General features: G+C 61.6%; 30 protein-coding genes. 20 read left to right on the forward strand and 10 right to left on the reverse strand.

Features of this window, described 5'->3' with window-relative positions; all coding sequences use genetic code 11:
* Positions 1-59 precede the first annotated feature (59 nt).
* Positions 60-674: a transglutaminase-like cysteine peptidase gene (locus MOV63_RS03465; protein ID WP_247031686.1), complete on the forward strand. Its 615-nt coding sequence runs from the start codon at positions 60-62 to the stop codon at positions 672-674.
* Between the two features lie 140 nt (positions 675-814).
* A complete protein-coding gene (locus MOV63_RS32740) occupies positions 815-2,395 on the forward strand; it encodes a sensor histidine kinase (RefSeq protein WP_247031688.1) in 1,581 nt (526 codons plus the stop codon).
* A gap of 102 nt (positions 2,396-2,497) precedes the next feature.
* On the opposite strand, the gene mbfA is transcribed toward MOV63_RS32740, so the two are convergent.
* Entirely contained in the window at positions 2,498-3,481 is a 984-nt protein-coding gene (gene mbfA / locus MOV63_RS03475; protein WP_038548275.1) for an iron exporter MbfA, read from the reverse strand.
* Between the two features lie 240 nt (positions 3,482-3,721).
* On the opposite strand from mbfA, the gene MOV63_RS03480 reads away from it, so the two are divergent.
* Positions 3,722-4,828 (forward strand): TRAP transporter substrate-binding protein, encoded by a 1,107-nt coding sequence (locus MOV63_RS03480; protein WP_247031690.1) that lies wholly within the window; start codon positions 3,722-3,724, stop codon positions 4,826-4,828.
* 54 nt (positions 4,829-4,882) lie between these two features.
* Here MOV63_RS03480 and MOV63_RS03485 read toward each other — a convergent pair whose 3' ends face one another.
* Positions 4,883-5,167 (reverse strand): helix-turn-helix domain-containing protein, encoded by a 285-nt coding sequence (locus tag MOV63_RS03485; protein WP_405029297.1) that lies wholly within the window; start codon positions 5,165-5,167, stop codon positions 4,883-4,885.
* Positions 5,168-5,357: 190 nt separating this feature from the next.
* Between MOV63_RS03485 and MOV63_RS03490 the strand changes: the two genes are divergently transcribed.
* The 5 genes from MOV63_RS03490 (at position 5,358) to MOV63_RS03510 (ending at position 8,003) form a co-directional block, all read left to right on the forward strand.
* Positions 5,358-6,464, forward strand: a complete 1,107-nt coding sequence (locus tag MOV63_RS03490) for a TRAP transporter substrate-binding protein (RefSeq protein ID WP_247031692.1) — start codon at positions 5,358-5,360, stop codon at positions 6,462-6,464.
* A 358-nt stretch (positions 6,465-6,822) separates the two neighbouring features.
* Positions 6,823-7,032 carry a cold-shock protein gene (locus MOV63_RS03495; protein WP_007770461.1) on the forward strand — a complete coding sequence of 70 codons (210 nt, stop codon included), beginning with the start codon at positions 6,823-6,825 and terminating at the stop codon, positions 7,030-7,032.
* Positions 7,033-7,158: 126 nt separating this feature from the next.
* Entirely contained in the window at positions 7,159-7,446 is a 288-nt protein-coding gene (locus MOV63_RS03500; protein ID WP_038548261.1) for a hypothetical protein, read from the forward strand.
* Positions 7,447-7,497: 51 nt separating this feature from the next.
* Entirely contained in the window at positions 7,498-7,740 is a 243-nt protein-coding gene (gene rpsU, locus MOV63_RS03505) for a 30S ribosomal protein S21 (RefSeq protein WP_038548258.1), read from the forward strand.
* Between the two features lie 41 nt (positions 7,741-7,781).
* Positions 7,782-8,003 carry a hypothetical protein gene (locus MOV63_RS03510; protein WP_038548255.1) on the forward strand — a complete coding sequence of 74 codons (222 nt, stop codon included), beginning with the start codon at positions 7,782-7,784 and terminating at the stop codon, positions 8,001-8,003.
* 60 nt (positions 8,004-8,063) lie between these two features.
* Here the strand turns inward: MOV63_RS03510 and MOV63_RS03515 are convergent, their stop codons facing one another.
* Both MOV63_RS03515 and MOV63_RS03520 read right to left on the reverse strand, forming a co-directional pair.
* Positions 8,064-9,278, reverse strand: a complete 1,215-nt coding sequence (locus MOV63_RS03515; RefSeq protein WP_247031694.1) for an MFS transporter — start codon at positions 9,276-9,278, stop codon at positions 8,064-8,066.
* 200 nt (positions 9,279-9,478) lie between these two features.
* A complete protein-coding gene (locus MOV63_RS03520; RefSeq protein ID WP_167551681.1) occupies positions 9,479-9,649 on the reverse strand; it encodes a hypothetical protein in 171 nt (56 codons plus the stop codon).
* A 188-nt stretch (positions 9,650-9,837) separates the two neighbouring features.
* Here MOV63_RS03520 and MOV63_RS03525 point away from each other — a divergent pair, with 188 nt between their 5' ends.
* The 3 genes from MOV63_RS03525 to MOV63_RS03535 all read left to right on the forward strand — a co-directional run bounded on the left by MOV63_RS03525 (position 9,838) and on the right by MOV63_RS03535 (position 12,891).
* Positions 9,838-10,446 (forward strand): TetR/AcrR family transcriptional regulator, encoded by a 609-nt coding sequence (locus tag MOV63_RS03525; RefSeq protein ID WP_038548249.1) that lies wholly within the window; start codon positions 9,838-9,840, stop codon positions 10,444-10,446.
* Between the two features lie 35 nt (positions 10,447-10,481).
* Positions 10,482-11,696, forward strand: coding sequence for an MFS transporter (locus tag MOV63_RS03530; protein WP_247031696.1), 1,215 nt, complete (start codon positions 10,482-10,484; stop codon positions 11,694-11,696).
* Between the two features lie 112 nt (positions 11,697-11,808).
* On the forward strand, positions 11,809-12,891 hold the full coding sequence (locus MOV63_RS03535) for a dienelactone hydrolase (protein WP_247031698.1): 1,083 nt from the start codon (positions 11,809-11,811) through the stop codon (positions 12,889-12,891).
* A gap of 8 nt (positions 12,892-12,899) precedes the next feature.
* Here the strand turns inward: MOV63_RS03535 and MOV63_RS03540 are convergent, their stop codons facing one another.
* The 4 genes from MOV63_RS03540 to MOV63_RS03555 form a co-directional block, all read right to left on the reverse strand.
* Complete coding sequence (locus tag MOV63_RS03540; RefSeq protein ID WP_247031700.1) at positions 12,900-13,373, reverse strand: hypothetical protein; 474 nt, start codon at positions 13,371-13,373, stop codon at positions 12,900-12,902.
* Positions 13,374-13,674: 301 nt separating this feature from the next.
* Positions 13,675-14,064 carry a hypothetical protein gene (locus tag MOV63_RS03545; protein WP_038548243.1) on the reverse strand — a complete coding sequence of 130 codons (390 nt, stop codon included), beginning with the start codon at positions 14,062-14,064 and terminating at the stop codon, positions 13,675-13,677.
* A 108-nt stretch (positions 14,065-14,172) separates the two neighbouring features.
* Entirely contained in the window at positions 14,173-14,694 is a 522-nt protein-coding gene (locus MOV63_RS03550) for a GNAT family N-acetyltransferase (RefSeq protein ID WP_247031702.1), read from the reverse strand.
* Between the two features lie 26 nt (positions 14,695-14,720).
* Positions 14,721-15,296: a helix-turn-helix domain-containing protein gene (locus MOV63_RS03555; RefSeq protein ID WP_247031704.1), complete on the reverse strand. Its 576-nt coding sequence runs from the start codon at positions 15,294-15,296 to the stop codon at positions 14,721-14,723.
* 174 nt (positions 15,297-15,470) lie between these two features.
* On the opposite strand from MOV63_RS03555, the gene MOV63_RS03560 reads away from it, so the two are divergent.
* The 5 genes from MOV63_RS03560 (at position 15,471) to MOV63_RS03580 (ending at position 20,399) form a co-directional block, all read left to right on the forward strand.
* Positions 15,471-16,724 (forward strand): MFS transporter, encoded by a 1,254-nt coding sequence (locus tag MOV63_RS03560; protein ID WP_247031706.1) that lies wholly within the window; start codon positions 15,471-15,473, stop codon positions 16,722-16,724.
* Positions 16,725-16,805: 81 nt separating this feature from the next.
* On the forward strand, positions 16,806-18,632 hold the full coding sequence (gene lepA / locus MOV63_RS03565) for a translation elongation factor 4 (protein WP_038548234.1): 1,827 nt from the start codon (positions 16,806-16,808) through the stop codon (positions 18,630-18,632).
* Positions 18,633-18,687: 55 nt separating this feature from the next.
* The gene (locus MOV63_RS03570) at positions 18,688-18,918 is read left to right on the forward strand and encodes a type II toxin-antitoxin system CcdA family antitoxin (RefSeq protein ID WP_105438741.1); all 231 of its coding nucleotides are present in this window, start codon (positions 18,688-18,690) and stop codon (positions 18,916-18,918) included.
* Complete coding sequence (locus MOV63_RS03575; protein WP_038548227.1) at positions 18,918-19,217, forward strand: CcdB family protein; 300 nt, start codon at positions 18,918-18,920, stop codon at positions 19,215-19,217. The genes MOV63_RS03570 and MOV63_RS03575 overlap by 1 nt, the downstream gene beginning before the upstream one ends.
* Positions 19,218-19,451: 234 nt before the next feature.
* Positions 19,452-20,399, forward strand: a complete 948-nt coding sequence (locus MOV63_RS03580) for a flagellin (protein WP_247031708.1) — start codon at positions 19,452-19,454, stop codon at positions 20,397-20,399.
* A 167-nt stretch (positions 20,400-20,566) separates the two neighbouring features.
* On the opposite strand, the gene MOV63_RS03585 is transcribed toward MOV63_RS03580, so the two are convergent.
* The gene (locus MOV63_RS03585; protein WP_247031710.1) at positions 20,567-20,818 is read right to left on the reverse strand and encodes a hypothetical protein; all 252 of its coding nucleotides are present in this window, start codon (positions 20,816-20,818) and stop codon (positions 20,567-20,569) included.
* Between the two features lie 141 nt (positions 20,819-20,959).
* The gene (locus MOV63_RS03590) at positions 20,960-21,448 is read right to left on the reverse strand and encodes a MarR family winged helix-turn-helix transcriptional regulator (RefSeq protein ID WP_247031712.1); all 489 of its coding nucleotides are present in this window, start codon (positions 21,446-21,448) and stop codon (positions 20,960-20,962) included.
* Between the two features lie 125 nt (positions 21,449-21,573).
* On the opposite strand from MOV63_RS03590, the gene MOV63_RS03595 reads away from it, so the two are divergent.
* The 4 genes from MOV63_RS03595 to MOV63_RS03610 all read left to right on the forward strand — a co-directional run bounded on the left by MOV63_RS03595 (position 21,574) and on the right by MOV63_RS03610 (position 26,232).
* Complete coding sequence (locus tag MOV63_RS03595; RefSeq protein ID WP_247031714.1) at positions 21,574-23,508, forward strand: FAD-binding monooxygenase; 1,935 nt, start codon at positions 21,574-21,576, stop codon at positions 23,506-23,508.
* 137 nt (positions 23,509-23,645) lie between these two features.
* Positions 23,646-24,299: a TetR/AcrR family transcriptional regulator gene (locus MOV63_RS03600; protein ID WP_247031716.1), complete on the forward strand. Its 654-nt coding sequence runs from the start codon at positions 23,646-23,648 to the stop codon at positions 24,297-24,299.
* A 19-nt stretch (positions 24,300-24,318) separates the two neighbouring features.
* On the forward strand, positions 24,319-25,194 hold the full coding sequence (locus MOV63_RS03605) for an amidohydrolase (RefSeq protein ID WP_247031718.1): 876 nt from the start codon (positions 24,319-24,321) through the stop codon (positions 25,192-25,194).
* 81 nt (positions 25,195-25,275) lie between these two features.
* Positions 25,276-26,232 carry a tripartite tricarboxylate transporter substrate binding protein gene (locus MOV63_RS03610; RefSeq protein ID WP_247031721.1) on the forward strand — a complete coding sequence of 319 codons (957 nt, stop codon included), beginning with the start codon at positions 25,276-25,278 and terminating at the stop codon, positions 26,230-26,232.
* Positions 26,233-26,249 lie beyond the last annotated feature (17 nt).

The raw sequence follows: 26,249 nt of genomic DNA on the forward strand, positions 1-26,249 counted from the left end.
GATTGACTCTCTCTCCCGTACGCCCTTAACCTTTCATTAGGATTTGAAGGGACGGGTCCATGAAGATAGCCTTGCAGGCACGGCGTTTCGCCGTGATCCTAGTTAGCATACTTGTACCAGTGAGTGCCGCAGTTCCGGCTCCAAGACCAATGGCCGCCATGGTCACCGGCGCCGTCACCTCCCAGCCGATCGGCCATTACGAATTCTGCCAGAAATATACGGCGGAATGTTCGATCAAGAGCCGTTCCGCTCCTTCCCCCAAAGTCAGCGCCAAAGGCTGGGCTACCGTCCGTCAGATCAACCGGGCCGTGAACGCCCGCTACATCGCCAAGACCGACCGGGAAGTCTATGGCCGCGAAGAGGTCTGGAGCTATCCGACGAATTTCGCAGACTGCGAAGACTATGCACTCGAAAAGCGCAAGGAACTTGCCGCTCAAGGCTTTGCCCTTTCCGACCTTCTGATGACCGTCGTCCGCAAGCCGGACGGCGAAGGCCATGCGGTGCTTACGTTGCGCACGTCCGATGGCGACTTCATCCTGGACAACCTCGATAACGAGGTGAAGCCCTGGTTTGCGACGCCCTACACCTTCCTGAAGCGTCAGGCCTCGTTCAACACGGGACGTTGGGTCACCATCGAAAACGGCCGCGACCTGCTGGTCGGCGCGTTGAAATAAGTCACACACTTAAGTACAAGTTAATATTCGCCTGCAACCATAGAGGCTGCGGGCGAATGTTTTTGGTATCGGCATATCGGAAGACATTTCCTCAATGCAGCCAACCTGCTAGGAGGGAATCTCTGAAACCGGAGCGGGTTGTGCGTGACGAGGTGAAAACAGGTTTGCCACGCGCGGCCCGTGTAACGAGGCCTGCCCTCCCGATCCTGCTGACCGGTGTGTTTGCCCTTGTCCTGCTGACGGTCGCCGGCCTTATTGTCCTCGAAAACTACCGGAACGCCCTGAAGGAAGGCGAAGCCCGCGCCCTCTCGTCTGCGCATGTTGTCGCGGCCCACCTCGAGTGGATGATCGAGGCGAGCGACCAGGCCCTGCGGCGCATCGAAACCGAGGTGGGGGACAGGCCCATCGATGCCTCGCCCAATCTTGCGGCCGACCTGTTGCGGGCTGTCGGCCAACTGCCGGCCGGTTTTCAGTATTCGCTTCTCGATGATGCCGGCGTCGTCCGCTTTTCCAGCCCCGGCGGGGATGCCCTTGGAAGCATATCCAACAGTGAGAACGAACGCGCCTATTTCGCGAGGCTGAGGGATGGCCAGGAACTGACATTCACTCGGCTGCTCGACAACGAACGGGCCGGCAAGCCATCCTTCACCGTCGCACGGCGGATCGACCGGAACGGGATTTTCCGAGGCGTCGCCAGCATTACCATCCCGAACGAGAGCCTGGACGGCTTCTGGGCCTCGATGGGGCTTGGGCCGAATTCAACGATTTTGATCATCAGGGATGACGGCTGGCTGATCGCACGGCGGCCGGCGGCAACACGCCCGATCGATCTCAGCACGACCGCGTGGTACCCGATGACGCGTCAAATGCCCTCCGGCTTCTACCACAGTCCGGTCTCCCCGATCGACGGTCACGCCCGCATCGTCGCCTTCTGGAAGGTCTCCGGATGGCCTCTCATCGCCCTTGCTGCAATCGCACGGCAGGAAATTCTCGACCAGTTCTGGCGCAATCTCTTTTCCGACGCGCTGGTTATGCTGCCGTTGATGGCGTTGCTGGTCCTCGGCGCCTTCTGGATCAACCGCCTTCTCTACCGGACCGCCGTCCGCAACGAGGAACTGGAGCAGGCGGTGGAGCGCAATCGCTTCCTGCTGCGGGAAATTCATCACCGGGTGAAGAACAATCTCCAGGCGGTGCTGGCGCTCGTGCGGCTGCAGGCATTACCGGTCGATGCGCGCGACGACATGACGAGGCGCATCGCGGCGATGATCGCCGTGCACGAGCAGATCTACCAGAACGACCAGTTCGAACAGGTCGAGGTGGCGCCCTATGCCACCAAGCTGATCAACGACATCGCCTCGGGCTACGAGACGCCTGTCGTGCTCGATCTCAGGCTGCAGGCGCTCACTGTCGATCGCGAACAGGCTCTGCCGCTTGGGATGATCATCAACGAGGTCGTTTCCAACTCATTCAAATATGCCTTTGTCGGTCGTCAAAGCGGCAAGCTTTCCGTCGAACTCGGCGAAGACGGCGACAATCTGAGCCTCGTCATCCGCGACGACGGCCCGGGCATCGAGGCCTTCAATCGGACCGGCGGCATGGGCAGCAAACTGATCGCCAATTTCGTCAAACAGCTCGGTGGGCATTTCACCACCCACAACGACGGCGGCGCGGTGTTTTCGCTCGAGATACCCCGGGTCAGGGTGCCGCAACAGGCGGCGTGAGGCTCTTCCCAGCAGACTTCAGGCTGCTCGTTTGAGCTTCGGGAGTGTGCCGCACCGGATCCCGGCCTTCGCTTTGGGCTCAGGGCGTTCAGCCTTCGCGCTTCACCCATTCCCGATCAGAATGCCTGCGGCGAGCACCAGCGATCCGCCGAACACCACCTGGACCACGGCCCGCAGAAACGGCGTTTCCATGTAGCGATTCTGGATGAAGGCGATCGCCCAGAGTTCGAAGAAGACGATGATTGCGGCGACGATGGTCGCGGTCCAGAAATGCGGAATGAGATAGGGCAGCGTGTGGCCGAGGCCGCCGAGCGCCGTCATGATGCCGGAGGCAAACCCGCGCTTGATCGGAGAACCGCGTCCGGAAATCTTGCCGTCGTCGTGGGCGGCTTCGGTAAAGCCCATGGAAATGCCGGCACCGACCGAGGCCGACAGGCCGATCAGGAAGGTCGACCAGGTGTCGCCCGTCGCAAAGGCCGCTGCGAAGATCGGAGCCAGCGTCGAGACCGAGCCGTCCATCAATCCTGCGAGACCCGGCTGCACGTAGGTGAGGATGAACTGGCGGCGGGCGGTCTCGTCTTCCTCGGTCTTCACGTCGTCGGTCACGTGCTTGTCGCCGAGCATGCGGGCGATGTCCTCGTGCCCCTGCTCGGCAATCGCCAGGTCGCCGAGCAGCTGCCGCGTCGAGGCGTCGGAAACCTGCTTTACCGCTTCGGTATAAAACCGGAAAGCCTGTTGCTCCATGGCTTCCGCCTGTTCCCGGATGGTGTCGAGCGACAGGTTGCGGGTCAGCCAATCTGGCTTGCGTTCGTAGAAGCCGCGCACATGTTCGCGGCGGATCAGCGGGATGCGCTCGCCGAAGCGTGAGCGGAACATGTCGATCAGCATGTTCTTATGGGTCTGCTCGACCTCCGCCATGTCTTCGAACACTTTGGCAGATGCGGGAAACTGATCCTTGAGATTGTCCGCATAAGCGAGATAGATCCGCGCATCCTCCTCTTCCGAAGCGATGGCGAGCGCCAGGATTTCCTTCTCGTCGAGGGAGGCGAATGGGCGCTTGGAACTGGAAAGGAGACGGGCGAGCATGAAAAACCTCTTATTAGAATAGTTCTAAACTAAAGCCTCGCCTGAAAACTTCAAGGGATTTCTGCCTCCCCGCGATCGAAAGACGACGAGAAGGCTGGGCGCAATATCCGGAAAGATTTGCTGCGATGCAGCGTAATCTTCTGGATTTTTTTCTTGCCGTTCCCGAAATGAAAGGACTATGAGCTGCCCCGCGCGGGCCAAAATCCGGGCACCTCCCAAAGTTTAGAAGGCATAGATCCCATGAACCGCAGAAACTTTTTCCGGCAGGCCGCGACCGCCGGCGTGGGCGCCGCTGCAGCGACCGCACTCGCAGCGCCTGCCATTGCCCAGGAATCTCCGAAGATCACCTGGCGGATGACCTCGTCGTTCACCAAGAATACCGACATTCTCTGGTCCGCGGCCACCGACATCGCCGAAAGCGTCAAGGAAGCCTCGGACGGCAACTTTACGATCCACACCTTCGCCGCTGGCGAAATCGTGCCGCCGCTGCAGGCCGCGGATGCCGTTTCCAACGGCACTGTCGAAATGGCGCATACTTGCGCCTATTATTATATCGGCAAGGACCCGACGTTTGCGCTCGGTACCGCCGTTCCGTTCGGTCTCAACGCCCGCCAGACCAACGCATGGTTCTCGGTCGGCGGCGGCAACGAGCTGCTCAACGACTTCCTGAGCAGCTACAATCTCTTCGCGCTGCCGGCCGGCAATACCGGCGCCCAGATGGGTGGTTGGTACCGCAAGGAAATCAACACGATCGAAGACCTGAAGGGCCTAAAGATGCGCATTGCCGGCCTCGCAGGCCAGGTGATGCAGAAGCTCGGCGTCACGCCGCAGCAGATCGCCGGCGGCGATGTCTATGCAGCGCTCGAAAAGGGCACGATCGACGCCACCGAATTCGTCGGTCCCTATGACGACCAGAAGCTCGGTTTCGTGAAGGTCGCCAAGTACTATTATTATCCGGCCTGGTGGGAAGGTGGACCGGCCGTCCACGCCTTCATGAACAAGGAAAAGTTCAACGCCCTTCCGAAGAGCTACCAGCGCATGATCAAGGATGCATGCGCCAATGCCAACCAGAACATGCTTTCCCGTTACGACACCAGCAACGCCAAGGCGCTGCGTCAGCTTGTTTCGGAAGGTGCGGTCCTGAAGCCGTTCAGCCCGGAAATCCTCGAAGCCAGCTACAAGGCTGCGCTCGAAGTCTATGCCGAACTCAACGCCAAGAACGCCGCCTTCAAGAAAATCTACGACAGCCAGCAGGCCTTCAAGAAGGAAGGCTATCTCTGGAACCAGATCGCCGAATACAGCTACGACACCTTCATGATGGTGCAGCAGCGCAAGGGCACGCTGTAAACAGCATCCGTTCGCAATATCAAAAGCCCGGAGCATCGCTTCGGGCTTTTTCTATCAGCCTTCGACCAGCTCGATATCGCCAGCCATCCGGTCGCGCAGGCGTCCGACATCGCGGGCTGGCGATGCGCCGAACTGTCGGGAGTATTCGCGGCTGAACTGGGTGACGCTTTCGTATCCCACTGAAAAGGCGACCCGCGCCGTATCGCCCGCTTCCGCCAGCAACCGGCGGCGAGCTTCGTGCAGGCGGATGCTTTTCTGGTACTGGATCGGGCTCATGGCAGTCACGTCCTTGAAGTGGCGGTGAAAGATCGAAACACTCATGCCGGCAACCTGCGCCAATTCGTTCGACGACCAAACTCTTCCATGGTGAATACGAACTTCGCGCGCGCAATTGCCCGGTCGGCTTGGTGTTGGCCGGGCACCAGTGCGACTTTTTGGAATTTCCTTGCCGTTCCCGAAATGAAAGGATTATGAGCGAAATCGACAGGGCCCGGACTGGCCGCGCACTTTTCGCTTTGAGGAGGATTTCATGGACCGCAGACGTTTCTTCAAGCAGGCCGCCACGGCCGGGGTCGGCGCCGCTGCCGCAACCGCACTTGCCGCTCCGGCAATTGCCCAGGAAAGCCCGAGGGTCAGCTGGCGACTGACGTCCTCCTTCCCGAAAAGCCTCGACATCATCTTCAATGCCGCCAACCAGATCGCCGATAGCGTCAAGAACGCCACCGACGGCAAGTTCACGATCCAGACATTCGGGGCCGGCGAAATCGTGCCGCCGTTGCAGGCGGCAGACGCGGTTGCCAACGGTACGGTCGAGATGGCCCATACCTGCTCCTATTATTACATCGGCCAGGATCCGGCGTTTGCGCTCGGCACCGCCATTCCCTTCGGCCTCAACGCCCGCATGACCAACGCCTGGTTCACGGCCGGCGGCGGCAACGACCTGATCAACGAATTCCTGGCCCCGCGCAATCTCTATGCCCTGCCCGCCGGCAATAGCGGCACCCAGATGGGCGGCTGGTTCCGCAAGGAAATCAACACGATCGATGACCTGAAGGGCTTGAAGATGCGCATCGCCGGCCTCGCAGGCCAGGTGATGCAGAAGGTCGGCGTCACCCCGCAGCAGATCGCCGGCGGCGATGTCTATGCAGCACTCGAAAAGGGCACGATCGACGCCACCGAATTCGTCGGCCCCTATGACGACCAAAAACTCGGCTTCGTGAAGGTCGCCAAATATTACTATTACCCGGCATGGTGGGAAGGCGGCCCGGCCATGCATGCCTTCTTCAATCTCGAAAAGTTCAAGGGCCTGCCGAAAAGCTACCAGCAGATCGTCACCGATGCCTGCGCCGCGGCCAACATGAGCATGCTCGCCAATTACGATGCTCACAACGCCACGGCGCTGAAGAAGCTGGTTGCCGAAGGCGCGGTGCTGAAAGCCTTCAGCCGCGAGATCATGGATGTCTGCTTCAAGGCAGCAATGGAGACCTATGCCGACCTCTCGGCCAAGAGCCCGGCCTTCAAGAAGATCTACGACAGCCAGCAGGCCTTCAAGAAGGACGCCTATCTCTGGGCGCAGATCGCCGAATATTCCTACGATACCTACATGATGACGCAGCAGCGCGCCGGCACGCTCTGACCGGATCGTCGTAGTGACATGCGCCACGCCCGGAGCGATCCTCCGGGCGTGGAGTTCGAAAGCCGGCTGCCGACGCATCAGAATCGGTCGCCGAGCCGGCCAAAGCAGTTGCTAATTTCGATATTGCATTGTAAAATCATGTCGTTGATTGAGAAAATCGGCATTGCCGTTGAGCGCCCGGAAAATTAAATCTCCGCGGCAGCATTGATTATCAACGGATAAAGCTTATATTGACGCTATCGAAAATTGCTTGCGACCTTTGTTCACGGGCCTGGTGCTCAGTCAGATTTCCTCTCAAATATCGATCAAAGCGGACGGAATACTGTCCGCAATCTCTAACGATTGAAAGGAAATCGTTATGAATACTGGCACCGTAAAGTGGTTCAATAGCACCAAGGGCTTCGGCTTCATTCAGCCTGATGACGGCGCGACGGACGTTTTCGTTCACGTTTCGGCTGTCGAACGTGCCGGCATGTCTTCCCTGACGGAAGGTCAGAAGATCTCCTACGAGATCGTTCGCGACCGCAAGTCCGGCAAGAGCTCGGCCGACAACCTCCGGGCCGCATAAGGATGTCATTCGCCTCGGCTGACCACGGAAGTACTGGCAGCGACGGCTTGAATGACGGGAAGAGGTCGGGGTAACGCCCGGCCTTTTTGTTTTGCCCCGGCTTTTGGCCGGTTCAAGGAGACCACGATGAGCGCAAATGTCTATGCCATAGGCGATAACATCGTCCTCAAGGCAGGCCTTACCCGGACCGCCACTGGCGACCGGACATGCCGCGTCGTGGGCCTTTTGCCGGCAGCCGACCGAGGTGAAAACCAATACCGGGTACGTTTCGGCAGCGAGAATTTCGAGCGCCGGATCGTCGAAAGTGATATCGACACTTCCGAGACCGCATCGTCCACCAAGAAGGACGAGGCTTCCGACGCCGCCCCAGCCGGACCTTGGCTGAAGCCGTCGAGCATTCGTATCGGCAAGTAATTCAACATCTTGATCGAACGCGGGATCTGCCCGCAATGGAAAGGATTTAGTTTGCAGGTTCTAGTCAGAGACAACAATGTCGAGCAGGCACTCCGGGTGCTGAAGAAGAAGATGCAGCGCGAAGGCGTCTTCCGCGAGATGAAGGCGCGCAGCGCCTACGAGAAGCCCTCCGAAAAGCGGGTGCGCGAAAAGGCTGAAGCCGTTCGCCGTTACCGCAAGCTGGCGCGCAAGAAGATGCAGCGCGAAGGCCTCCTGCCGGCTCCCAAAAAAGTGGTCCGTCCGGCGCGCGGATAATTTGTCGACCGCACGGACATCCCATCAGGAAGGAGGATATTATGGCCGCAACCAAGGACGAATTCTTCAATCCCACCAAGCTTTCCGCGCGTGACAAAGCTGCCGCGACAGATCACACCGCGCGCTCCATCATTTCGGCGGAAGCGACCCAGCGGGAAAAGAAAACCGAGAAACTGAGGCAGCTTCGCCTTGAACGCGAAGCGGCGGAGCCTGCTCCGGCCCCGGTTCGAGCCAAGGGCCGCAAGGCCCCGGCAGATCACTGAATTTCAAAAGCCCGGAATTTTCCGGGCTTTTTGCTTTGTGGCTCAGCATGTGTGAGCCGCTCAAGCGGCCTGAAGCTGCGCCGGCTGGCGTGGCAGCGGCGGAAAGGCGAGAGCGATCGCCACCGCCCCGAGACCGACCAGCGCCGAGCCGAAGAACAGCCAGTCATAATTTGCGAAATGGTCGAAGGCCCAGCCGCCGGCGAGAGGTCCGAAGGCCATGCCGAGGCTCGAGAGCATGGTCGCCGCGCCGAACACGGTACCCATGATTTTCGGTCCGAAATAGTCGCGCGCCAGCACCGCATAGAGCGGCATGACACCGCCATAGGTGCCGCCGAAGATCACCGCCAACATGTAGAACTGACTGAGATCGCTTGCCATCGTGTAGGCGGCGATGACGGCTGCCTGGACCATCAGGCCGCCGATCAACACCGGCTTGACACCCAGCCGGTCGGCCAGCACGCCGAACAGAATGCGGCCGCCGAGACCGGCCGCGCCCTCGACGCTGTAGATGCTGACGGCCGCCATCGGTGCCACGCCGCAGAACATCGCATAGCTCACCATGTGGAAGATTGGGCCCGAATGGGCCGCACAGCAGGCGAAGAAGGTAAACCCGAGCACCAGGAATTGCGGCGAGCGGAACACCCGCGACAGCGGCATGCCGGCACCTTCTGCCCGCGGTTCGGAGGCCGTGCCGCCCGCAGCCGGCACGGCCGGCGGATTGCGGACCAGAAAGGCCGTCGGCAGGAGCAAGATCCAGGCGCCGATGCCGATGAAGAGCATCGCCATGCGCCAGTCGTCATAAGCTGTGATCAGCCTGCGGGCGAAGGGCGAGATGGTCATCGGCGCCATGCCCATGCCGGCCGATACCAGTGAAACAGCCAGGCTGCGATGCTCGTCGAACCAGGACATGGTGACGGCGATCATCGGCGCGAAAAAGGCGCTCGCGGCAAGCCCGACCAGGCAGCCATAGATCAGCTGGAAAGCGATCAGGCTCTGCGTCTGACTGGCGAGCACAAGCGCAAGGCCAAGAAGCACCGCCCCGATCAGCACGACGACGCGTGCGCCAAAACGGTCGCTCAACGTGCCCCACATGAAGCCGCCGAGGCCCATGACGACGAAATTGAGCGTCATGGCGCTCGATATACCGGCATGCGACCAGCCGGTCGCCTTGGCGATCGGTTCCAGAAAGATGGCCAGCGAGAACATCGTGCCGACGGCGACGCAGCCCATCAAGGCGCCGGCAGCGACGATCACCCAACGATAATTGCTACTCATGTCTACTCCCCTATGTCACAGGTTCCGAAATCCGGACGGCATGCGCAGCATCGCGATGACCATCCTTGAACCGAGGACGTTCGGCTCCCCTCTTCTCCGACAGGCCCAACCGATTTTTTTCGCAACCGGATTTTGGAGCCTACAATAAAGAAGCCCCGCACGCGGCGGGGCTCTCCAAAATCCCTTGATGGTGGTGACGTCTAGCTGCTGCCGGTGTTGGGACGGTTCTTGCCGACATTGGTATTGGTGGACGCCGTCTTGCCGTCCGGGTTCTGGCCGTAATAGGTGCCGCCGAGGTGGCCGCCGGCACTGGTGTTCTCGACCTGGCGTTCGGCGCGTTTTACGGCTTCCTGTACGTCACTTTTGCTCATGTCTGCCTCCGGCTTTTGCGGTTGGTGACAGGGATGTAACCGCCGGGCGCCTCAAGTGTTCCCGCTAATCGTCGGACCCCGCACGCCCGCCAACATCGAAACTTGATATACCACGGCCAGGTTTTCCCTTGACGAAGCGCAAAGACGCCTCTATTTGGGAACGATCGTTTCCAAACTAAGCCGACATCATGGACATCAACAGCACTGGGCGTCCGCCGGGTCGCCCCCGCGAATTCGAGATCGAAGATGCACTCGACAAGGCGATCATCGTGTTTTCCGAGAGGGGTTATCACGCGGCCTCGATTTCCGAGCTGAAGGACGCCATGGGGCTTGCCGCCGGTAGTCTCTACAAGGCGTTCAAGGACAAGAAGGCAATCTTTCTCGCAAGCTTCGACCGCTATAAGCAGGTCCGCAATGCACTTCTCGACCAGGAACTGGCCGAAGGCGCAAACGGCCGCGACAAGGTTTCCCGCATGCTGCGCTTTTATGCCGAAGCCTCGCACGGCGAAAACGGCCGGCGCGGCTGCCTCGTCGTCGGTACGGCAATCGAACTCGCAGTCTACGATGCCGACGCAGCTGAACGCGTCGGCCGCTCGATGGCCCGGACCGAAGCCATGATCGAGGCACTCATCCGCGAAGGCCAGGCGGATGGCTCCATTCCGCCGGCGATCGATCCCCTCGCCACCGCCCACGTCCTGCTCTCTGTGACGCAAGGCCTGCGAGTGCTCGGCAAAACCGGGCCGAACCGGGACCGCGCCTTTTCCGTGGTCGATGCGGCCATGAAACTTCTCGACTGATTTTCAATGCAATCCTTCCTCCCAAGGAGCTTCCCATGACCACCAATACCGCAACGATGGCCACGCCGACGGCCGCTTCCGGCTTGTCCACCGCGATGACCTTCGTCATGGCAGCAGCCTGCGGGCTCATCGCCGCCAATCTCTATTATTCCCAACCGCTCGCAGGTCCGATCGCCGCCTCGATCGGTCTGCCGGCGCATGCGACAGGCCTTATCGTCACACTGACCCAGATCGGTTATGGCCTCGGCCTGCTGCTGGTCGTGCCGCTCGGCGACCTTCTGGAAAACCGCCGGCTGATCCTCACCATGATCGGCGCGGTCACCGTGGCGCTGCTCGGAGCCGGCCTGTCGACCGCGACCGTCCCGTTCCTCGCCGCGTCGCTGGCGATTGGCATCGGCTCCACCGCCGTGCAGATGATCGTGCCGTTTGCCGCCAGCCTGACCAATGACGCCAATCGCGGCCGAGTGGTCGGCAATGTCATGAGCGGGCTGATGATCGGCATCATGATGGCCCGGCCGGTCTCGAGCTTCGTTGCCGAGTTCTCCTCCTGGCACATCGTCTTTTTCCTGTCGGCTGCGGCGATGATCGTGCTCGGCTTCGTGCTTGCCGCGCGGCTGCCGAAGCGCATGCCGCAGACGAAGCTCTCGTATTTCGGCCTGCTCGGATCGATGGGTCGCCTTTACGCCACCCAGCCGGTTCTGCGCCGTCGCGCTTTCTACCAGGCCTGCCAGTTCGCCACTTTCAGCCTGTTCTGGACGGTGACGCCGCTGGTTCTCGCCGGCCCCGCCTTCCATCTCAGCCAGGCCGGCATCGCGCTGTTTGCCCTAGCAGGTGTGGCCGGCGCCATCGCCTCGCCGATCGCCGGACGCCTGGCCGACCGGGATCTCGGCCGGCCCGCGACGATCTTTGGGATCGGAGCCGTCGCCGTCGCCTTCCTGATCACCCATATCGCGCCCGAAGGCTCGCTCGTGGCACTCGCGCTGCTGACGATTGCCGCCATCCTGCTCGATTTCGGGGTAACGATGACGCTCGTGATCGGCCAGCGGTCGATCTACAATCTCGGCGCGGATTTGAGAAGCCGGCTCAACGGCCTCTACATGGCGACGTTCTTCTGTGGCGGCGCGATCGGCTCCGCCGTCGGCGCCTGGGCCTTTGCCGAAGGCGGCTGGCTGCTTGCCTCGTCGCTCGGACTTGCCCTGCCGGTCATCGCCTTCCTCTATTTCCTGACGGAAAAGCGCGCCGGGGCTTGAGGCGATAGGACAAGATCACGTTCGAGGACGACCTCGAACGTGATCGAGGTCGCCGAAAGACCGCCATGACGCCAGGAAGGAGCCTCCGTTTTTTAAACAGGACGAGGCTCACATGCGATTGAAACTTCCCTTTCTTGTTCTTCTTCCCTTCATCGGTCCGTTCCTGGCCGATACCGCCCTTGCCGGCGATGTCCTACCCGTCGGCATCCAGAAGATCAGCGTCGTCTCACCCACCCGCGACCGTGCGCTGGCAGTCACCGTTTGGTATCCGTCGAAGGGTGACGGCCGGACCGGCTCCGACGGCGAAAATCCAATATTTGAAAGCTCCACCGCCTCCCGAAACGCCACCATCGAAGCCGGCCGGTTCCCCATCGTACTCGTCTCGCATGGTTCGGGCTCACGAGCAGACGGCATGGGCTGGATCGCCATCGAACTGGCGAAAGCCGGCTTCATCGTTGCCGGCCCCAACCACCCCGGTACGACGAGCGGTGATTCCACGCCGGAGGCCACGCCTAAAATCTGGGAGCGCGCACAGGATATCTCGGACGTCATCACCGCGCTTTCAGCCGATCCGCGCTTCAAGACTTCGGCGGACAAAACACGCATCGGCGTGCTCGGTTTCTCGCTTGGCGGCAGCACGGCAATCGAACTTGCCGGCGCGCGTGCCGATCTCGATGCCTACAAGCACTATTGCGAGACCAATTCCGACATGATGGATTGCCGCTGGTTCCGCGGCGGGCGCGGTTTTGCCGGCGGCGAAGAGGTGGCGGTCGAGCCGCTGAACCTCGACAGCGTCGATCACAGCCGCTTCGAGCAGTCGAACCGAGACGCCCGCATTTCGGGAGCCGTGCTGGTTGATCCCGGTCTGGTCGAGGCTTTCAAGCCTGATAGTATCGGGGCGATCGATATCCCGCTCGCCTTCATCAATCTGGGCAGCGCGGGTGAGATCCCGGCCGCCGTGCTTTCGGAGGCGCTCGCAAAAAAGGCTTCGAAAGCGACTTATGCCCAGGTCGATAAAGCCGACCATTTCAGCTTCCTGCCCGTCTGCAAACCTGGCGCCGAGGAATTCCTGAAGAAGGTCGGCGAGCCAGACCCGATCTGCAGCGACACCAGTCGGCCGCGCAGCGATATCCATCGCGAACTGGCTGGGCTGATCATCACAGCTTTCAAGAGGATGTTGAACGCCGGCGATTGATCGGCCGGCTACTTCGCCGGCTTCGGAATGCCGGAAAGGGCCGTGCCGTCCTTGGCGCGGCTCGTCACATGCAGAAACACGCCATCCCGTAACTCGAAGAAATGCGCGCCCTTCGGGCTTTCCTCGTTGAGCACACCGGAAAAGACGACCAGCCGGCTGTCGCTGCGGTAATAAAAGGGCTCGCCCTTACCCCAGCAGCAGACCGAATAGGGAAGGAAGGTGACCTTGCCGCTGCGGGCATCGATGACTGCGCCGCCCAGGCATTCGGCGCCGCAGCCCCATGTCGTGAGAATATAATGCCCTGCAAAATTCACCGGCTGTTTCGCCGCTGCCCGCAGCCGGGTTGCGAAACTCCGGTCGTCCGCCGCCACCAGCTTTACCGGGGCACTCGGGCCGGAATAGACTTTCTCGGCAAACTGCGCGAATTTCGGCACATCCTCGGCGGCCGCAGCCGCGGCAAGGCTCAGCCAGAGGCACGCCAATAGTCCGATCCTATATAAATCCCGCATCATGTTCCCGATATCATCCGCGACTGGATGGACGATGGTGGAAGCGGCATATTCGCTTGCGGCGCCTGTTTTATATCCGTTTTCAAATCTGGAAAATACGCATTGAAAATCTTGATGGTCGATGAAAATCTTGATGGTCGATATCGACGGTGTGCTCGTTCACGGACGACCCGCTGACGGCCGAGCGGCCATCACCCCGTTTGCGGCCACTCAAGAAAGCCGCTGAGCCGAAAGGATCGGCCGACAGCGCGGCCGATCCTGTTGCAGATCCCGCTTACTCGACCAGATTGATTTCCTCGGTCTCGCCGCCGCTGCAGACGTAGCAGCAGTCTTCGCAAGCTTCCTTGTTGTTCGGGCCCGTGCCCCAATAGGTCTGCTTGTCGCCGGAGACCCAGGCACCGTAGCAGATATTCTCGCCCTGCTGGCAGGAGAGGTGGATCTGCTTGGATTCGCCGTCATCCAGATAATAGACCTGGTTGCCGCCCGGCCAGACATGCTTGCGGTCCTGGCTGTAGAGCTCGACCTCGACGGCGTTCGGATGTTCGTTGCGCATCACGAAGCTGACGTCAGCGGACATAACCTGACCAGCGATGGAGCAGACGGTTGCCGTCAAAGCCACCAGGGCTGCGCGGCGGATCGCCGGCAGCGAATTAAAAATCAACATGAAGCCCCCTATGATAGCGCCTGATCAACGGGCGCCCGTCCATATGCCCTGATTTGCAAGAATAAATCGAGATGGAGGGGGACGTGCTGCTGGATTTTTCTTGGACCTTCAAGCAATGCGCTTGTAAAACAGCGTCGTGGCGCAGAAACCACCTTCCGGCCACATGGCATAATCCGGAATGACGCCTACCCGCTCCCAGCCGAAGCGCGGATAGATCTTTTCCGCCTCGCTGCCGGTCGCGGTGTCGAGCACCAGAAGGGTGCGGCCGCGCCGTGCGGCTTCCGCTTCCACCGCCTCCATCAGCCTGCGCGACAGGCCGAGCCCGCGGGCGGAGCGATGCACTAGGAGCTTCATCAGGTCGCCGCGATGCGGCTGGTTCGGCTTTGAGGCAAGACCCACCTGCACCGTGCCGACGACCTTGCTCTCCACTTCGGCCACCGCGAGGATGATACCTCCCTTTTCGACCGCATCGGCAATCTCCTGCCAATAGCCGACCGCATCCTCCGGCGCGAAGGGCAACATGAAACCGAGCGAAGCCCCGCCGTTGACGCAGTCGGACAGGGTCTCGGAGAGATCGGCTATGGCAGCGCGGGTTTCGCCGGCATCGAGGATGCGGATGGTGACGGTCATCTTGAAAAATCTTCTGATGAAAATGCTCAGCGGCCGCGGTCGAGGATGACAGCATACCGGGCCGGCTTGTCGGACGGATTGTGGAAGTCGAAGGCGGCGCCGATATCCATGTAGAGGCAGTCGCCGGGATGAAGCGTATGGACGGTCTCGCCGATGACCATCTCCAGCACGCCCTCGAACAACCAGACATGCTGGGTCATCACCCGGCTCTCCTCGCGCGGCGGAAAGCTAACCCGCGCATGGGCGGGGAAATCCACCTCGACGATATCTACCCTGCTCGGCGTGCCCGGCGGCGAAACCGAGCGGCGCAGATAACCCGTATGCGAATCGCGCCACAGCTTCTGTTCCGCCCGGCGGCTGAGCGGCGAGTTCTGCGGCTCGTCATCGGCGAAAAAGGCCGAGAGGGAGAGCCCGAGGGCCTCCGACAGCCTTGCCAGCAGCGCCGCCGTCGGGCTCGCCTCGGCCCGCTCGATCCGCGAAATCATCGCACGGCTGACGCCGGAGCGGTTCGCCAGTTCGTCCAGCGTCAGACCGGCGCGGGCCCGCAGGCTCTTCAGCCGCTCGCTGATAGCGTTTTCAATGTCATGATCCGTGGCTTCCATGATTTGAGAATTGCATTCTCTTATCGTGGAATCAAGTGCGCAAATGATAGAGTTGGCGAATTTTACAAGCGATGGCGCTTCCGCGATAGCTCCTGTCATGGTCCATCGGCTATGGAGCAGTATCGGGCTTTAAATCGGCGGAAATCGCCAACGCCCGCGCTTGCGGGGGACGAGATGAACGGCCAGACATCCGAGACGGCGTCGCCCCTGTCGATCGCCAGCATCGTCGTTTCGATGACGATTGCCGCCATCGGCAGCGGCATCATGTCGGCCTATGTTCCTTTCGTGCTGACGGAGACGGGTTCATCCTGGGCCGCCAGCGCCGCGGTTCCGACGCTTGCCTTCGGCGGGCTGATCGGCTGCATCGTCGGCGGACCTCTGATCCGCCGGGTAGGCCATGCGCGGCTGTTCTCCTGCTCGATGGCGATGGTGATCATCGCCGCCGTGCTGATCGCCACCAACCCGCCGCCGATCTACTGGGTTTTGGCGCGCGGCGTCTATGGGGCAGCGTCCAACGTCAATTTCATCATCGCCCAGAGCTGGCTCAACCACGCCGCCTCCAACGAATGGCGCGGCCGGGCGATGTCGTTCTTCTACATGGCTTTCGTGCTGGGGCTCGGCGCCGGCGCCTGGCTGTTCGGTCGCATTCCGACGGACGGCAATCTGGCGCCGCTCGCCGTGGTATTCGTCACCGCGCTCGCCATCCTGCCGATCGGGCTGACCCGCCTGCCCAACCCGCCGGCGCCGGCCAATGTCAATGTCGACATCAAGATGGCCTGGCGCATCTCGCCGGTCGGGCTGATCGGCGTGCTCGCGTCCGGCGGCCTTTCCATGGTGATCCAGGGCTTCGTGCCGATCTACGCCACCACCAGCCACGTGGCGCAGGCGGATGTCGCGCTTTTGATGCTGGTGATGCAGACGGGCCTGCTGTTCGTGCAATATCCGCTCGGCATGCTGTCGGACCGCATCGACCGCCGTTTCGTGCTCCTGATCACCTGCGCGCTGATTGTCGCGGCGGGCACTGCGGCGCTGTTCGTGTCCTTCTCGATGATGATCATCCTGATGCTGGTCTTCCTCGTCTTCGGCGGCGCGGTCGAGACTGTCTATTCGGTCGCCAATGCGCATGCCAACGACCGGGCCGATCCCGGCGATTTCGTGCCGCTCTCCTCGACGCTCTTGGTCGCCTGGTCGACGGCTGCGACCATCGTGCCGCTCGGGGTGACGCTGCTCACCCCGGCTTTCGGCCAGCACACCTTCATCTACGCGGTCATCCTGGTGGCGATCGCCTACGGGACTTACGTGATCTGGCGCCTCAAGGAACGCGTGGGCGTGCCGGCCGACGAACGGGAGAATGTCGGGCTCAGAAGCGCCCAGCTTCCGAACGCCTCCGTGATGACCGGTCCGGAGACCGAAAAGCCCGCCAAATAGCCCACGCCGCTGGGCTTTATCCTCAACGAAAGGTTATCTTTCCGCTTTGCGGCAGGGATTCGCGCTGCTATATGCGCGACCATGAGCACCAATTCCACCCGCACTCCGCTTGACCATATCCGCAACTTCTCGATCGTGGCACATATCGACCACGGCAAGTCGACGCTCGCCGACCGGCTGATCCAGACGACCGGTGGCCTTGCCGAGCGCGACATGTCGGAACAGGTGCTGGACTCGATGGATATCGAGCGCGAACGCGGCATCACCATCAAGGCCCAGACGGTGCGCCTGCACTACAAGGCGAATAACGGCGAGACCTATATCCTGAACCTCATCGACACGCCCGGCCATGTCGACTTCGCCTACGAAGTGTCGCGTTCGCTGTCGGCCTGCGAAGGTTCGCTTCTCGTCGTCGACGCATCCCAGGGCGTCGAGGCGCAGACGCTCGCCAACGTCTATCAGGCGATCGACAACAACCACGAGATCGTCACCGTCCTCAACAAGATCGACCTGCCGGCCGCCGAACCCGACCGCATCCGCGAACAGATCGAGGAAGTGATCGGCATCGACGCGTCGCACGCCGTGCTGATCTCGGCGAAGACGGGCCTCGGCATTCCGGACGTGCTGGAAGCGATCGTCCACCAGCTACCGCCGCCGAAGAGCGAACTCGGCGAAAAAGGCCCGCTGAAGGCGCTGCTGGTCGACAGCTGGTACGACACCTATCTCGGCGTCATGGTTCTGGTACGCATCCTCGACGGCGTGCTGACCAAGGGGCAGACCATCCGCATGATGGGCACCGATGCCAAATACCAAGTGGAGCGCGTCGGCGTCCTGACCCCGAAAATGCTGGCCGTCGACAGCCTCGGCCCCGGCGAGATCGGTTTCTTCACCGGCTCGATCAAGGAAGTGGCCGATACCCGCGTCGGCGATACGATCACCGAGGACAAGCGCCCGACCGCCAAGGCGCTGCCGGGCTTCAAGCCGGCCCAGCCGGTGGTGTTCTGCGGCCTCTTCCCGGTCGATGCCGCCGATTTCGAGGACCTGCGCGCCGCGATGGGCAAGCTGCGCCTCAACGACGCGTCGTTCTCCTTCGAAATGGAAAGTTCGGCAGCACTCGGTTTCGGTTTCCGCTGCGGCTTCCTCGGCCTGCTGCATCTGGAAATCATCCAGGAACGCCTGGAACGCGAGTTCGACCTCGACCTCATCGCCACCGCACCCTCGGTTGTCTACAAGCTGACGATGACCGATGGTTCCGAGCGCGAGCTGCACAATCCGGCCGACATGCCGGACGTGGTCAAGATCTCGGAAATCCAGGAACCGTGGATCAAGGCGACGATCCTCACCCCCGACGACTATCTCGGCGGCATCCTAAAACTCTGCCAGGACCGCCGCGGCATCCAGACCGAACTCACCTATGTCGGCAAGCGCGCCATGCTCACCTACGAGCTGCCGCTCAACGAAGTGGTGTTCGATTTCTACGACCGCCTGAAGTCGATCTCCAAGGGTTATGCCTCGTTCGACTACCATCTGCACGGCTATCGCGAGGGAAACCTCGTGAAGATGTCGATCATGGTCAACGGCGAGCCAGTCGACGCGCTCTCCATGCTCGTCCACCGCTCCGCTGCCGAAAAGCGCGGCCGCGACATGTGCGAGAAGCTGAAAGACCTGATCCCGCGGCACATGTTCAAGATCCCGATCCAGGCGGCGATCGGCGGCAATGTGATCGCCCGCGAAACGATCTCGGCGATGCGCAAGGACGTGACCGCAAAATGCTACGGCGGCGACGCCACCCGCAAGCGCAAGCTGCTCGACAAGCAGAAGGAAGGCAAGAAGCGCATGCGGCAGTTCGGCAAGGTCGACATCCCGCAGGAAGCGTTCATTGCCGCCTTGAAAATGAAGGACGATTGATCTTTCCAATGACCGTTTATGCGCATATAGTTTGCGCATAAACTTGGAGATCGGAATGTCCCAGTCCGCCCGAAAAGCAGCCAATCTTTCGCTGGACAGCAACCTTGTGTCCGAAGCCCGCGAGCTGAAGATAAACGTATCGCGGGCGGCCGAAGAAGGCATAACAAAGGCGATCAAGGCCGAGCGCGAACGCCTTTGGCGGCTGGAGAATGCCGAGGCAATCCGGCTTGAAAATGAATATATCGAGAAACACGGTTTGCCACTCGCCAAGTATCGCCAGTTCTGATGGCGCGTTTTCGTGCTTACAAAATGGCATCCAGCAAACTGCTGGTGCTCGACCTTCAGGCGGACCTTTTGGATGATCTCAAGACTCGCGTCATAGTCCCGCTATATCCGGTCGCGGAGCTCTCGTGGTCGATGCCACGTCTTAACCCGCGTTTTGCAATCCGTGGCGAACTGCACGTGATGGCGACGCAAAGAATGGCCGCCGTGCCGGCCCAGGATCTCGGCGAACTGGTTGCTGACCTTTCCGCGTATCGCGACGAGATTCTCGCCGCGACGGACTTTTTATTTCAGGGCTTCTGAGTTCAGAGTACGCAGCGGTGATTTCTTAGGTCTACCGCATCTGAACACATTCCCGCCAACAAACCCGCCAATCATTAAAACCTTAATAAATCCTGCAAATGCTTTGAAATCTCGCTCGTGCAAGGTGATTGCAGGTGATGAGTTCGTGGGCTGATATGGCGACGGCTCAAGGGCATGACGCCGATCTTCACTGCCTGAGCCCGTAACGTGTCCTTCCCACCTGCGAGACGCTTCATGAGCAGCATTTCTTACAATCAGTCGGCGGCGTCTGCGCTGTTGCTGCTGACCGGCTCCGCCAAGGCGCTGGAGCGCAACACGGTCCAGGTGGCAACCGGCCGCAACGTCAACACGGCATCCGACAACGCCGCCTATTGGTCGATCGCCACGTCGATGCGTTCGACGGGCATGTCGCTTTCGGCAGTCGAGGACGCATCGGGCCTTGCAGCCGCGATGACGGATACGGCGTCGCTCGGCATGGAGGCTGCGACCGGTCTCGTTTCCGAGATCAAGGCAAAACTTATCCTGGCGCGCTCGCCGGGCGTGGACCGCGACGCCATCAATGCGGAGATCGGCCAACTCAAGGATCAGTTGGGCATGGTCGCCGAGTCGTCATCCTTCAACGGCGAGAACTGGCTGAGTTCCGCCGGGACGCCGAGCGTCAAGTCGCTGCTGGCATCCCCATCGACGAACCAAGACGGCACCACGGCCCTCAACACGATCGATTTCGATACCGCCTCGACGACGCTGGTCGGCAGCGGTGACGCCGCCGACGGGCTTCTGACCAAGGCCTATTCGGGCACCACCGACAACGGCACCGCCTACGAATATTACCTCCTCGATACGGGATCGCAGGGCTCGGCAACCGCCAGCGAAATCAAGATCTCCAATTCGACCACCGAAGACGAACTGGATGGCATGATCTCGGCCACCGACAGCATGCTTTCGAGCCTCACCTCCGCCGGCGCCAAGCTCGGCTCCACGTCGAGCCGCATCAGCGCCAATACGGAATTCCTCTCCAAGCTGCAGAATGCGATCGACCGCGGCGTCGGGCGCCTCGTCGACGCCAACATGGAAGAGAGCGCCGTCAAGCTTGCCGCCACGAAGGTGCAGCAGCAACTTCAGACGATCGGCCTCAGCATCGTCAACGAACAGTCGAAACGCATTCTCGACCTCTTCCGCTGATACCTCCCCGATATCCGGCCCTTGGGTATGCTCGGGGGCCGGATGTTTCGTTCGCTCGCGGGATAAGACCCCGCGGGAGGGCATCCCCACTCTCCTCATTCCTGTCCCTGCGACTGGGACCAGACGCGATGGCGTCGGAGCACCTTCAGCGCAAGGCCACCCAATTGTTAGTGGCGGCTCGCATGCAGTGGACGCGGCATGTCGGAATGGGTGATCCAGACGCGGCCGTCGAACGCCACTTCGCCGTGATCGAGCTTGCTGCTGGCGATGCTTTCGATAAGGCCTAGCTTGGAGCAGACGTCGCCGATCCTGCCGTCGTTGACGACGCAGACGGCCTGGCATGTGCCGCCGTCGCGCATCACCAGAACGGTGTGGTGGCTGTTTCGCACGATCTTGTTGGGCAATGTCACGAGCGTCATGCTCTTCTCCCTGCTGTATCCAAGTTACGGCTGGCGTGCCTGGAGAGGAGGCTCGGCCAATATGGTCAACAAATGGTTAACGGAGCGGGATCGGATACGGAGTTTGCTCCGGTAACCGGGCCACGCCTTGCCCGAAGCAGGTCAGGTGACCGGCTTGGTCTTGGCGGTGTCCGAAACCTCGCGCAACGGTGCGCGGCTCAACTCGTTGCCGGCGGCGATCGCCTTGCGCAAAAGCCGCAGCAGTTCGTCGCCCTCATCTGCCGACAGCCCGCGCAGCATGAGTTCCTGCGCCGCCTCGACCACCGGCGCGACGCCGCTCAAGGTCTTGCGACCCTCGTCGGTGATCTGCAATTCGCGGGCGCGCCTGTCCCTGGTGCTGGCATTGCGCGCCAGCAGCCCTTTCTGCACCAGCCGGTCGATCACCCCGGTAATCGTCGTCCGGTCGTAGGCGATCAGCCCCGCGAGCGTCACCTGATCGATGCCGGGATTGGTGCTGACCGCCGCAAGCGCCGCGTATTGGACGGGTGTCAGGTCGTAGCCGGCTTGCTCGACCTCGGCATGGAAGACCGCCACGGCGATCTGCTGAAACCGGCGGGCGAGATGCCCCGGCATGTCATCGTTGTCTTTCACCAAACTCTCCAAAACCATCGCAAGCTTGACACGTATACTGATAATCAGCATACTGATCAATATTGGATCCGCCGAATCCATTTCAGCGGACGCCCATCAAGAAACATGCGGAGGAAACTGGTTCCATGCAATTCCATCTGAATGGGTTCGAGCCCGGCGACCCGGAAATCTTTCGCCCGGAGGATCGACAGAGCACGCCAGTCGACAAAGGACCGCTTCCCGCCGAAGTCGATGTCCTGATCGTCGGCTGCGGTCCGGCAGGCCTGACGCTCGCGGCGCAGCTCTCCGCCTTTCCCGATATCAGGACCTGCATCGTCGACCAGAGATCCGGCGCCCTGCTGCGCGGCCAGGCGGACGGCATCGCCTGCCGCACGATGGAGATGTTCCACGCCTTCGGTTTTGCCGAGCGGGTGCTCCAGGAATCCTACTGGGTCAACGAGACCTCGTTCTGGAAGCCGGACGACGCAAAACGCGAAAACATCGTCCGCAGCGGCAGGATCGACGATACCGAGGATGGGCTTTCCGAATTCCCGCATGTCATCCTCAACCAGGCGCGGGTTCAGGATTTCTTCCTCGATGTCATGCGCAAATCGCCGACCCGGCTCGAACCGCATTATTCGCGGCGCCTGATCGATCTGGAGACCGACCCCGCCGCCTCCGACTATCCGGTGACCGCGAGGCTGGAGCGCCTCGCCCCCTCCCACGAAGGTGAAATCGAGACCGTCAAGGCGCGCTACGTCGTCGGCTGCGACGGGGCGCGCAGCGCGGTGCGCAAATCGATCGGGCGGGCGCTGCACGGCGATTCCGCCAATCACGCCTGGGGCGTCATGGACGTGCTGGCCGTTACCGATTTTCCCGACATCCGCCTGAAGACGCTCATCCAGTCCGCGGGCGAAGGCAGCATCGTGCTGATCCCGCGCGAAGGCGGCTACATGGTCCGCATCTATGTGGAGATGGACAAGCTCAACGAAAATGAACGGGTCGCGAGCCGGAACATCACCGTCGACAAGCTGATCGCGGCTGTGCAGCGCATCCTGCATCCCTACACATTCGAGGTGAAGGAAGTCGCCTGGTGGTCGGTCTACGAGATCGGGCAACGGCTGACCGACAAGTTCGACGACGTGCCGGAGGACGCTCCCGGGGGGCGCCTGCCGCATGTGTTCATCGCCGGCGATGCCTGCCACACGCATAGTCCGAAGGCCGGCCAGGGCATGAACGTCTCGATGCAGGACGGTTTCAACCTCGGCTGGAAGCTGGCGGCCGTGCTGCAGGGGCGGAGCAGGCCGGAACTGCTGCACAGCTATTCCGCCGAACGCCAGACCATCGCCAAGGAACTGATCGATTTCGACCGAGAATGGTCGGCCATGCTGAGCGCGCCGCTGAAATCCCCCGACCATCCGGATGGCGAGGGCGTCGAGCCGGCGGAAGTCCAGAAATATTTCGTTCGGTCCGGACGCTATACGGCGGGCACGGCGACCCGATACATGCCGTCGGTGCTGACCGGCCAATCGACCCATCAGCATCTCACCAGGGGGCTGACAATCGGTACGCGGTTCCATTCGGCGCCGGTGATCCGGCTGGTCGATGCCAAGCCGATGCAGCTCGGTCATGCTGCGAAGGCGGACGGCCGCTGGCGCATCTATGCGTTTGCCGGAGCGGGGGATAGTGCGGCACCCACCTCGCGCCTGCGGGCGCTTTGCGATTTCCTGGCGGATTCCCCCTCCTCGCCGGTGAAGAAACATACACCTTCCGGTGCCGACATCGACTCGGAGATCGATTTCCGGGCCGTTTTCCAGCAGGCCCACCGCACGCTTGCAGTCGAAACCATGCCGATTTTCCTGCTGCCCCGGAAGGGCCGTTACGGGCTCCGCGACTACGAAAAGATGTTCTGCCCCGACCTCAAGAGCGGCCATGACATTTTCGACTTACGCGGCATCGACCGGGAACAGGGCTGCATGGTGGTGGTGCGGCCGGACCAGTATGTCGCTCATGTCCTGCCGCTCGATGCCCAGGCGGAGCTCGCAGCCTTTTTCGACGGCTTCATGCTTCCACAACGCTAGCTCGTTTCCTCGGAAGGGTCGGTTCCCGGAGCCGGCGCCCGGCGCAAAATGTCTCGGCCGCCTCGGTGCGCGATTTCGATTGACGCCTAATTTGTACAACTGTACAAATTAGGCGTACAATTGATAATGGATCTTCGATGCGACCGAATCTGAGGGAAGCCTTGCTCAGAAACGCCGTGACCCTGTTTTCCCGCAGCGGCTACAATGCCGTCTCGCTGCGGGATATCGCCAAGGCGTCCGGAGCCAATGTCGGCAGCCTGACCTATCATTTCGGCTCGAAGGCAAAATTGCTGCGTGAGGTCTACGAGCGCCACACGGTGCCGATGAACGCCCGCCGCCGCGAACTGCTGGGCGAGGCCCTGCGGATCAGCGATGCGGATCAGCGGCTGATGGCGATCCTGCGCGCCTACGTCGTGCCGGCCTTCGTTTCCTCGTCCGAGGGCGATGGCGGCGGTGCCGAATTCACCCGCATGCGGGCGGTCCTGTCGGCAGAGGGAAATCCCGACGCGCAGGCGATCATCGCAGACGCATTCGACGAGACCAGCCGTGCCTTCATCAAGGCTCTCGCCGACTGCGTGCCGGGTGCGCCATTGGAGGGGCTCGTCTGGCGCAGCCAATTCCTGCTCGGTTCCCTCTATTACGCCCTCATCAATCCCGACCGCGTCACCCGTCTTTCGGGCGGTACGGTCGACGGAAACGACCGGGAAGCCGCCGTCTATCAACTCGTCGAGGCAAGTTATGCGAGCTTTCGAAGCCTCGGCGTCGAAATCAGGCAATCCGCAGCAATCTGAAATACGCATGGGAGGAGAAATGAACGAACATCGCCAGGAGAGCGGTCACGGGACGGCAGCCGCGCGGCGGAAACCGAACTTCATACTGCCTGTCAATAGCTGCGACGCGCATTGCCACGTGTTCGGCCCGGGCGCCGTGTTCCCTTATGCCCCCAACCGCAGTTATACGCCGGAGGATGCGCCGAAAGAGGCGCTGGCGAGGCTCCACGACCGGCTTGGCATCGACCGCGCCGTCATCGTTCAGGCGAGCTGCCACGGGACCGACAACCGCGCCATGCTCGACGCGATCGCCTGGCGGCCTGATCGTTACCGCGGTGTCGCCATCGTCGACGACAGCTTTGACGACCGCGCCTACCAGACCCTCGACGATGGCGGCGTGCGCGGCGTGCGGTTCAATTTCGTCCGCCACCTCGGCGGCGCGCCGGATATGGACGTCTTCAACCGGGCGATCGACCATATCAAGGGCCGCGGCTGGCATGTGGTGCTGCATCTCGACGCCGCCGATATCGTGCCGCTTTCCGACATGATCGCTCGACTGCCGGTGCCCTTCGTCATCGACCACATGGGCCGCGTCGACACCAGCCTCGGCACCGACCAGCCGGCGTTTCAGACGCTGCTGGAACTGGTGCGGCGGGAAAACTGCTGGATCAAGGTCTGCGGGTCGGAGCGAATCTCCCGCTTTCCGTTCGATACGGCGGTGCCTTTTGCCAAGGCGCTGCTGGCGGCAAGCCCCGACCGGTGCCTCTGGGGCACGGATTTTCCGCATCCGAACCTCAAGGAGCCGGTCGACGAGGCCGACCTCGTGGATCTCGTGCCGAAGTTCGCGCTGACGGAAGAGGATCGGCAGCGGCTGCTGGTCGACAATCCCGCACGTTTATACGGTTTCGCCGCCTGAGCGGCCTTAGAGGAGGAGGAGAGAATGGATTACAAAATTACGGGGAGATCGGCGCGCCGGTTCCGACAGCCGGCGCGATGGATGAAATCTCTGGCCATCGCCCTGACCCTGATGCTGCCGACCGGCACCATGGCGCAGGACGCCTATCCGTCGAGGGACATCACGCTGGTTCTGCCGTTCGGGCCCGGCGGCATTGCCGACATTACGGCACGCCTGGTTGCCGAGTCGCTCGGCAAGAAACTCGGCAAACAGATCGTCATCATGAACCAGCCGGGTGCCGGCGGCTCCGTTGCTGCCCGGGCGGCGCTGAACGCGCCGGCAGACGGCTACACGCTCGCTCTGCTTTCGAACGGCACCGCGATCAGCGTTCCGCTCTTCAAGAACCTGCAATTCGATCCCGTCACCGATTTCGTGCCGGTATCGAGCCTTGCCTATTTCGATTTCGTGTTCGTCACCAAATCGGACGGCAAGTTCAAAACCCTCAAGGATGTGCTGGAAGCCGCGAAGGCCAAGCCGGGCGCGCTCAATGTCGGGACGATCAACGTCGGCAGCAGCCAGAATCTTGCGGCTGAGCTCTTCAAGTCGACATCCGGGATCGATTTTACGATCGTCCCCTACAAGGCCACGCCGGATCTTCAGGTCGCCTTGCTCGGTGGCGAACTCGACGTGATCGTCGACAGCCAGACTGCGCTGAAGGCTGCCCTGCAGCAGAACCAGGCGACCGCTATCGCCTCGTCCGGCCCGTCGCGCTCCAGCCTCTCGCCGAACGTCCCGACCGCCGCGGAAGAAGGCGTCAAGGGCTTCGACGTGACCTCCTGGAACGCCATCTTCGCGCCGAAGGGCACGCCGCCGGAAGCGGTGAAGAAGCTGAACGCCACGCTGGTCGAAGTCCTGGCCGACCCTGCCCTCAAGAAGCGGTTCGCGGATCTCGGCGTCGAAGCCCGATCCAGTGCGCCGGAGGAGATCGGCAATCGCCTGAAGGCCGACATCCAGAAATGGTCGGACGTGATCCAGAAGGCGGGTATCCCGAAGCAATAACGCTCCACTGGTCCCGG

The organism is Neorhizobium sp. SHOUNA12A (genome assembly GCF_023006505.1).
Classification (GTDB): domain Bacteria; phylum Pseudomonadota; class Alphaproteobacteria; order Rhizobiales; family Rhizobiaceae; genus Neorhizobium.

Coding starts and splice junctions, on each gene's coding strand:
- MOV63_RS03580 (WP_247031708.1), top strand. CDS start 19,452: ATGAGCAGCATTTCTTACAATCAGTCGGCGGCGTCTGCGCTGTTGCTG.
- MOV63_RS03515 (WP_247031694.1), bottom strand. CDS start 9,278: ATGAGTAGCAATTATCGTTGGGTGATCGTCGCTGCCGGCGCCTTGATG.
- MOV63_RS03480 (WP_247031690.1), top strand. CDS start 3,722: ATGAACCGCAGAAACTTTTTCCGGCAGGCCGCGACCGCCGGCGTGGGC.
- MOV63_RS03600 (WP_247031716.1), top strand. CDS start 23,646: ATGCGACCGAATCTGAGGGAAGCCTTGCTCAGAAACGCCGTGACCCTG.
- MOV63_RS03500 (WP_038548261.1), top strand. CDS start 7,159: ATGAGCGCAAATGTCTATGCCATAGGCGATAACATCGTCCTCAAGGCA.
- MOV63_RS03570 (WP_105438741.1), top strand. CDS start 18,688: ATGTCCCAGTCCGCCCGAAAAGCAGCCAATCTTTCGCTGGACAGCAAC.
- mbfA (WP_038548275.1), bottom strand. CDS start 3,481: ATGCTCGCCCGTCTCCTTTCCAGTTCCAAGCGCCCATTCGCCTCCCTC.
- MOV63_RS03525 (WP_038548249.1), top strand. CDS start 9,838: ATGGACATCAACAGCACTGGGCGTCCGCCGGGTCGCCCCCGCGAATTC.
- MOV63_RS03555 (WP_247031704.1), bottom strand. CDS start 15,296: ATGGAAGCCACGGATCATGACATTGAAAACGCTATCAGCGAGCGGCTG.
- MOV63_RS03550 (WP_247031702.1), bottom strand. CDS start 14,694: ATGACCGTCACCATCCGCATCCTCGATGCCGGCGAAACCCGCGCTGCC.
- MOV63_RS03605 (WP_247031718.1), top strand. CDS start 24,319: ATGAACGAACATCGCCAGGAGAGCGGTCACGGGACGGCAGCCGCGCGG.
- MOV63_RS03535 (WP_247031698.1), top strand. CDS start 11,809: ATGCGATTGAAACTTCCCTTTCTTGTTCTTCTTCCCTTCATCGGTCCG.
- MOV63_RS03490 (WP_247031692.1), top strand. CDS start 5,358: ATGGACCGCAGACGTTTCTTCAAGCAGGCCGCCACGGCCGGGGTCGGC.
- MOV63_RS03560 (WP_247031706.1), top strand. CDS start 15,471: ATGAACGGCCAGACATCCGAGACGGCGTCGCCCCTGTCGATCGCCAGC.
- MOV63_RS03510 (WP_038548255.1), top strand. CDS start 7,782: ATGGCCGCAACCAAGGACGAATTCTTCAATCCCACCAAGCTTTCCGCG.
- MOV63_RS03610 (WP_247031721.1), top strand. CDS start 25,276: ATGAAATCTCTGGCCATCGCCCTGACCCTGATGCTGCCGACCGGCACC.
- MOV63_RS03595 (WP_247031714.1), top strand. CDS start 21,574: ATGCAATTCCATCTGAATGGGTTCGAGCCCGGCGACCCGGAAATCTTT.
- MOV63_RS03545 (WP_038548243.1), bottom strand. CDS start 14,064: ATGTTGATTTTTAATTCGCTGCCGGCGATCCGCCGCGCAGCCCTGGTG.
- MOV63_RS03465 (WP_247031686.1), top strand. CDS start 60: ATGAAGATAGCCTTGCAGGCACGGCGTTTCGCCGTGATCCTAGTTAGC.
- MOV63_RS03575 (WP_038548227.1), top strand. CDS start 18,918: ATGGCGCGTTTTCGTGCTTACAAAATGGCATCCAGCAAACTGCTGGTG.
- MOV63_RS03530 (WP_247031696.1), top strand. CDS start 10,482: ATGACCACCAATACCGCAACGATGGCCACGCCGACGGCCGCTTCCGGC.
- MOV63_RS03585 (WP_247031710.1), bottom strand. CDS start 20,818: ATGACGCTCGTGACATTGCCCAACAAGATCGTGCGAAACAGCCACCAC.
- MOV63_RS03495 (WP_007770461.1), top strand. CDS start 6,823: ATGAATACTGGCACCGTAAAGTGGTTCAATAGCACCAAGGGCTTCGGC.
- lepA (WP_038548234.1), top strand. CDS start 16,806: ATGAGCACCAATTCCACCCGCACTCCGCTTGACCATATCCGCAACTTC.
- MOV63_RS03520 (WP_167551681.1), bottom strand. CDS start 9,649: ATGAGCAAAAGTGACGTACAGGAAGCCGTAAAACGCGCCGAACGCCAG.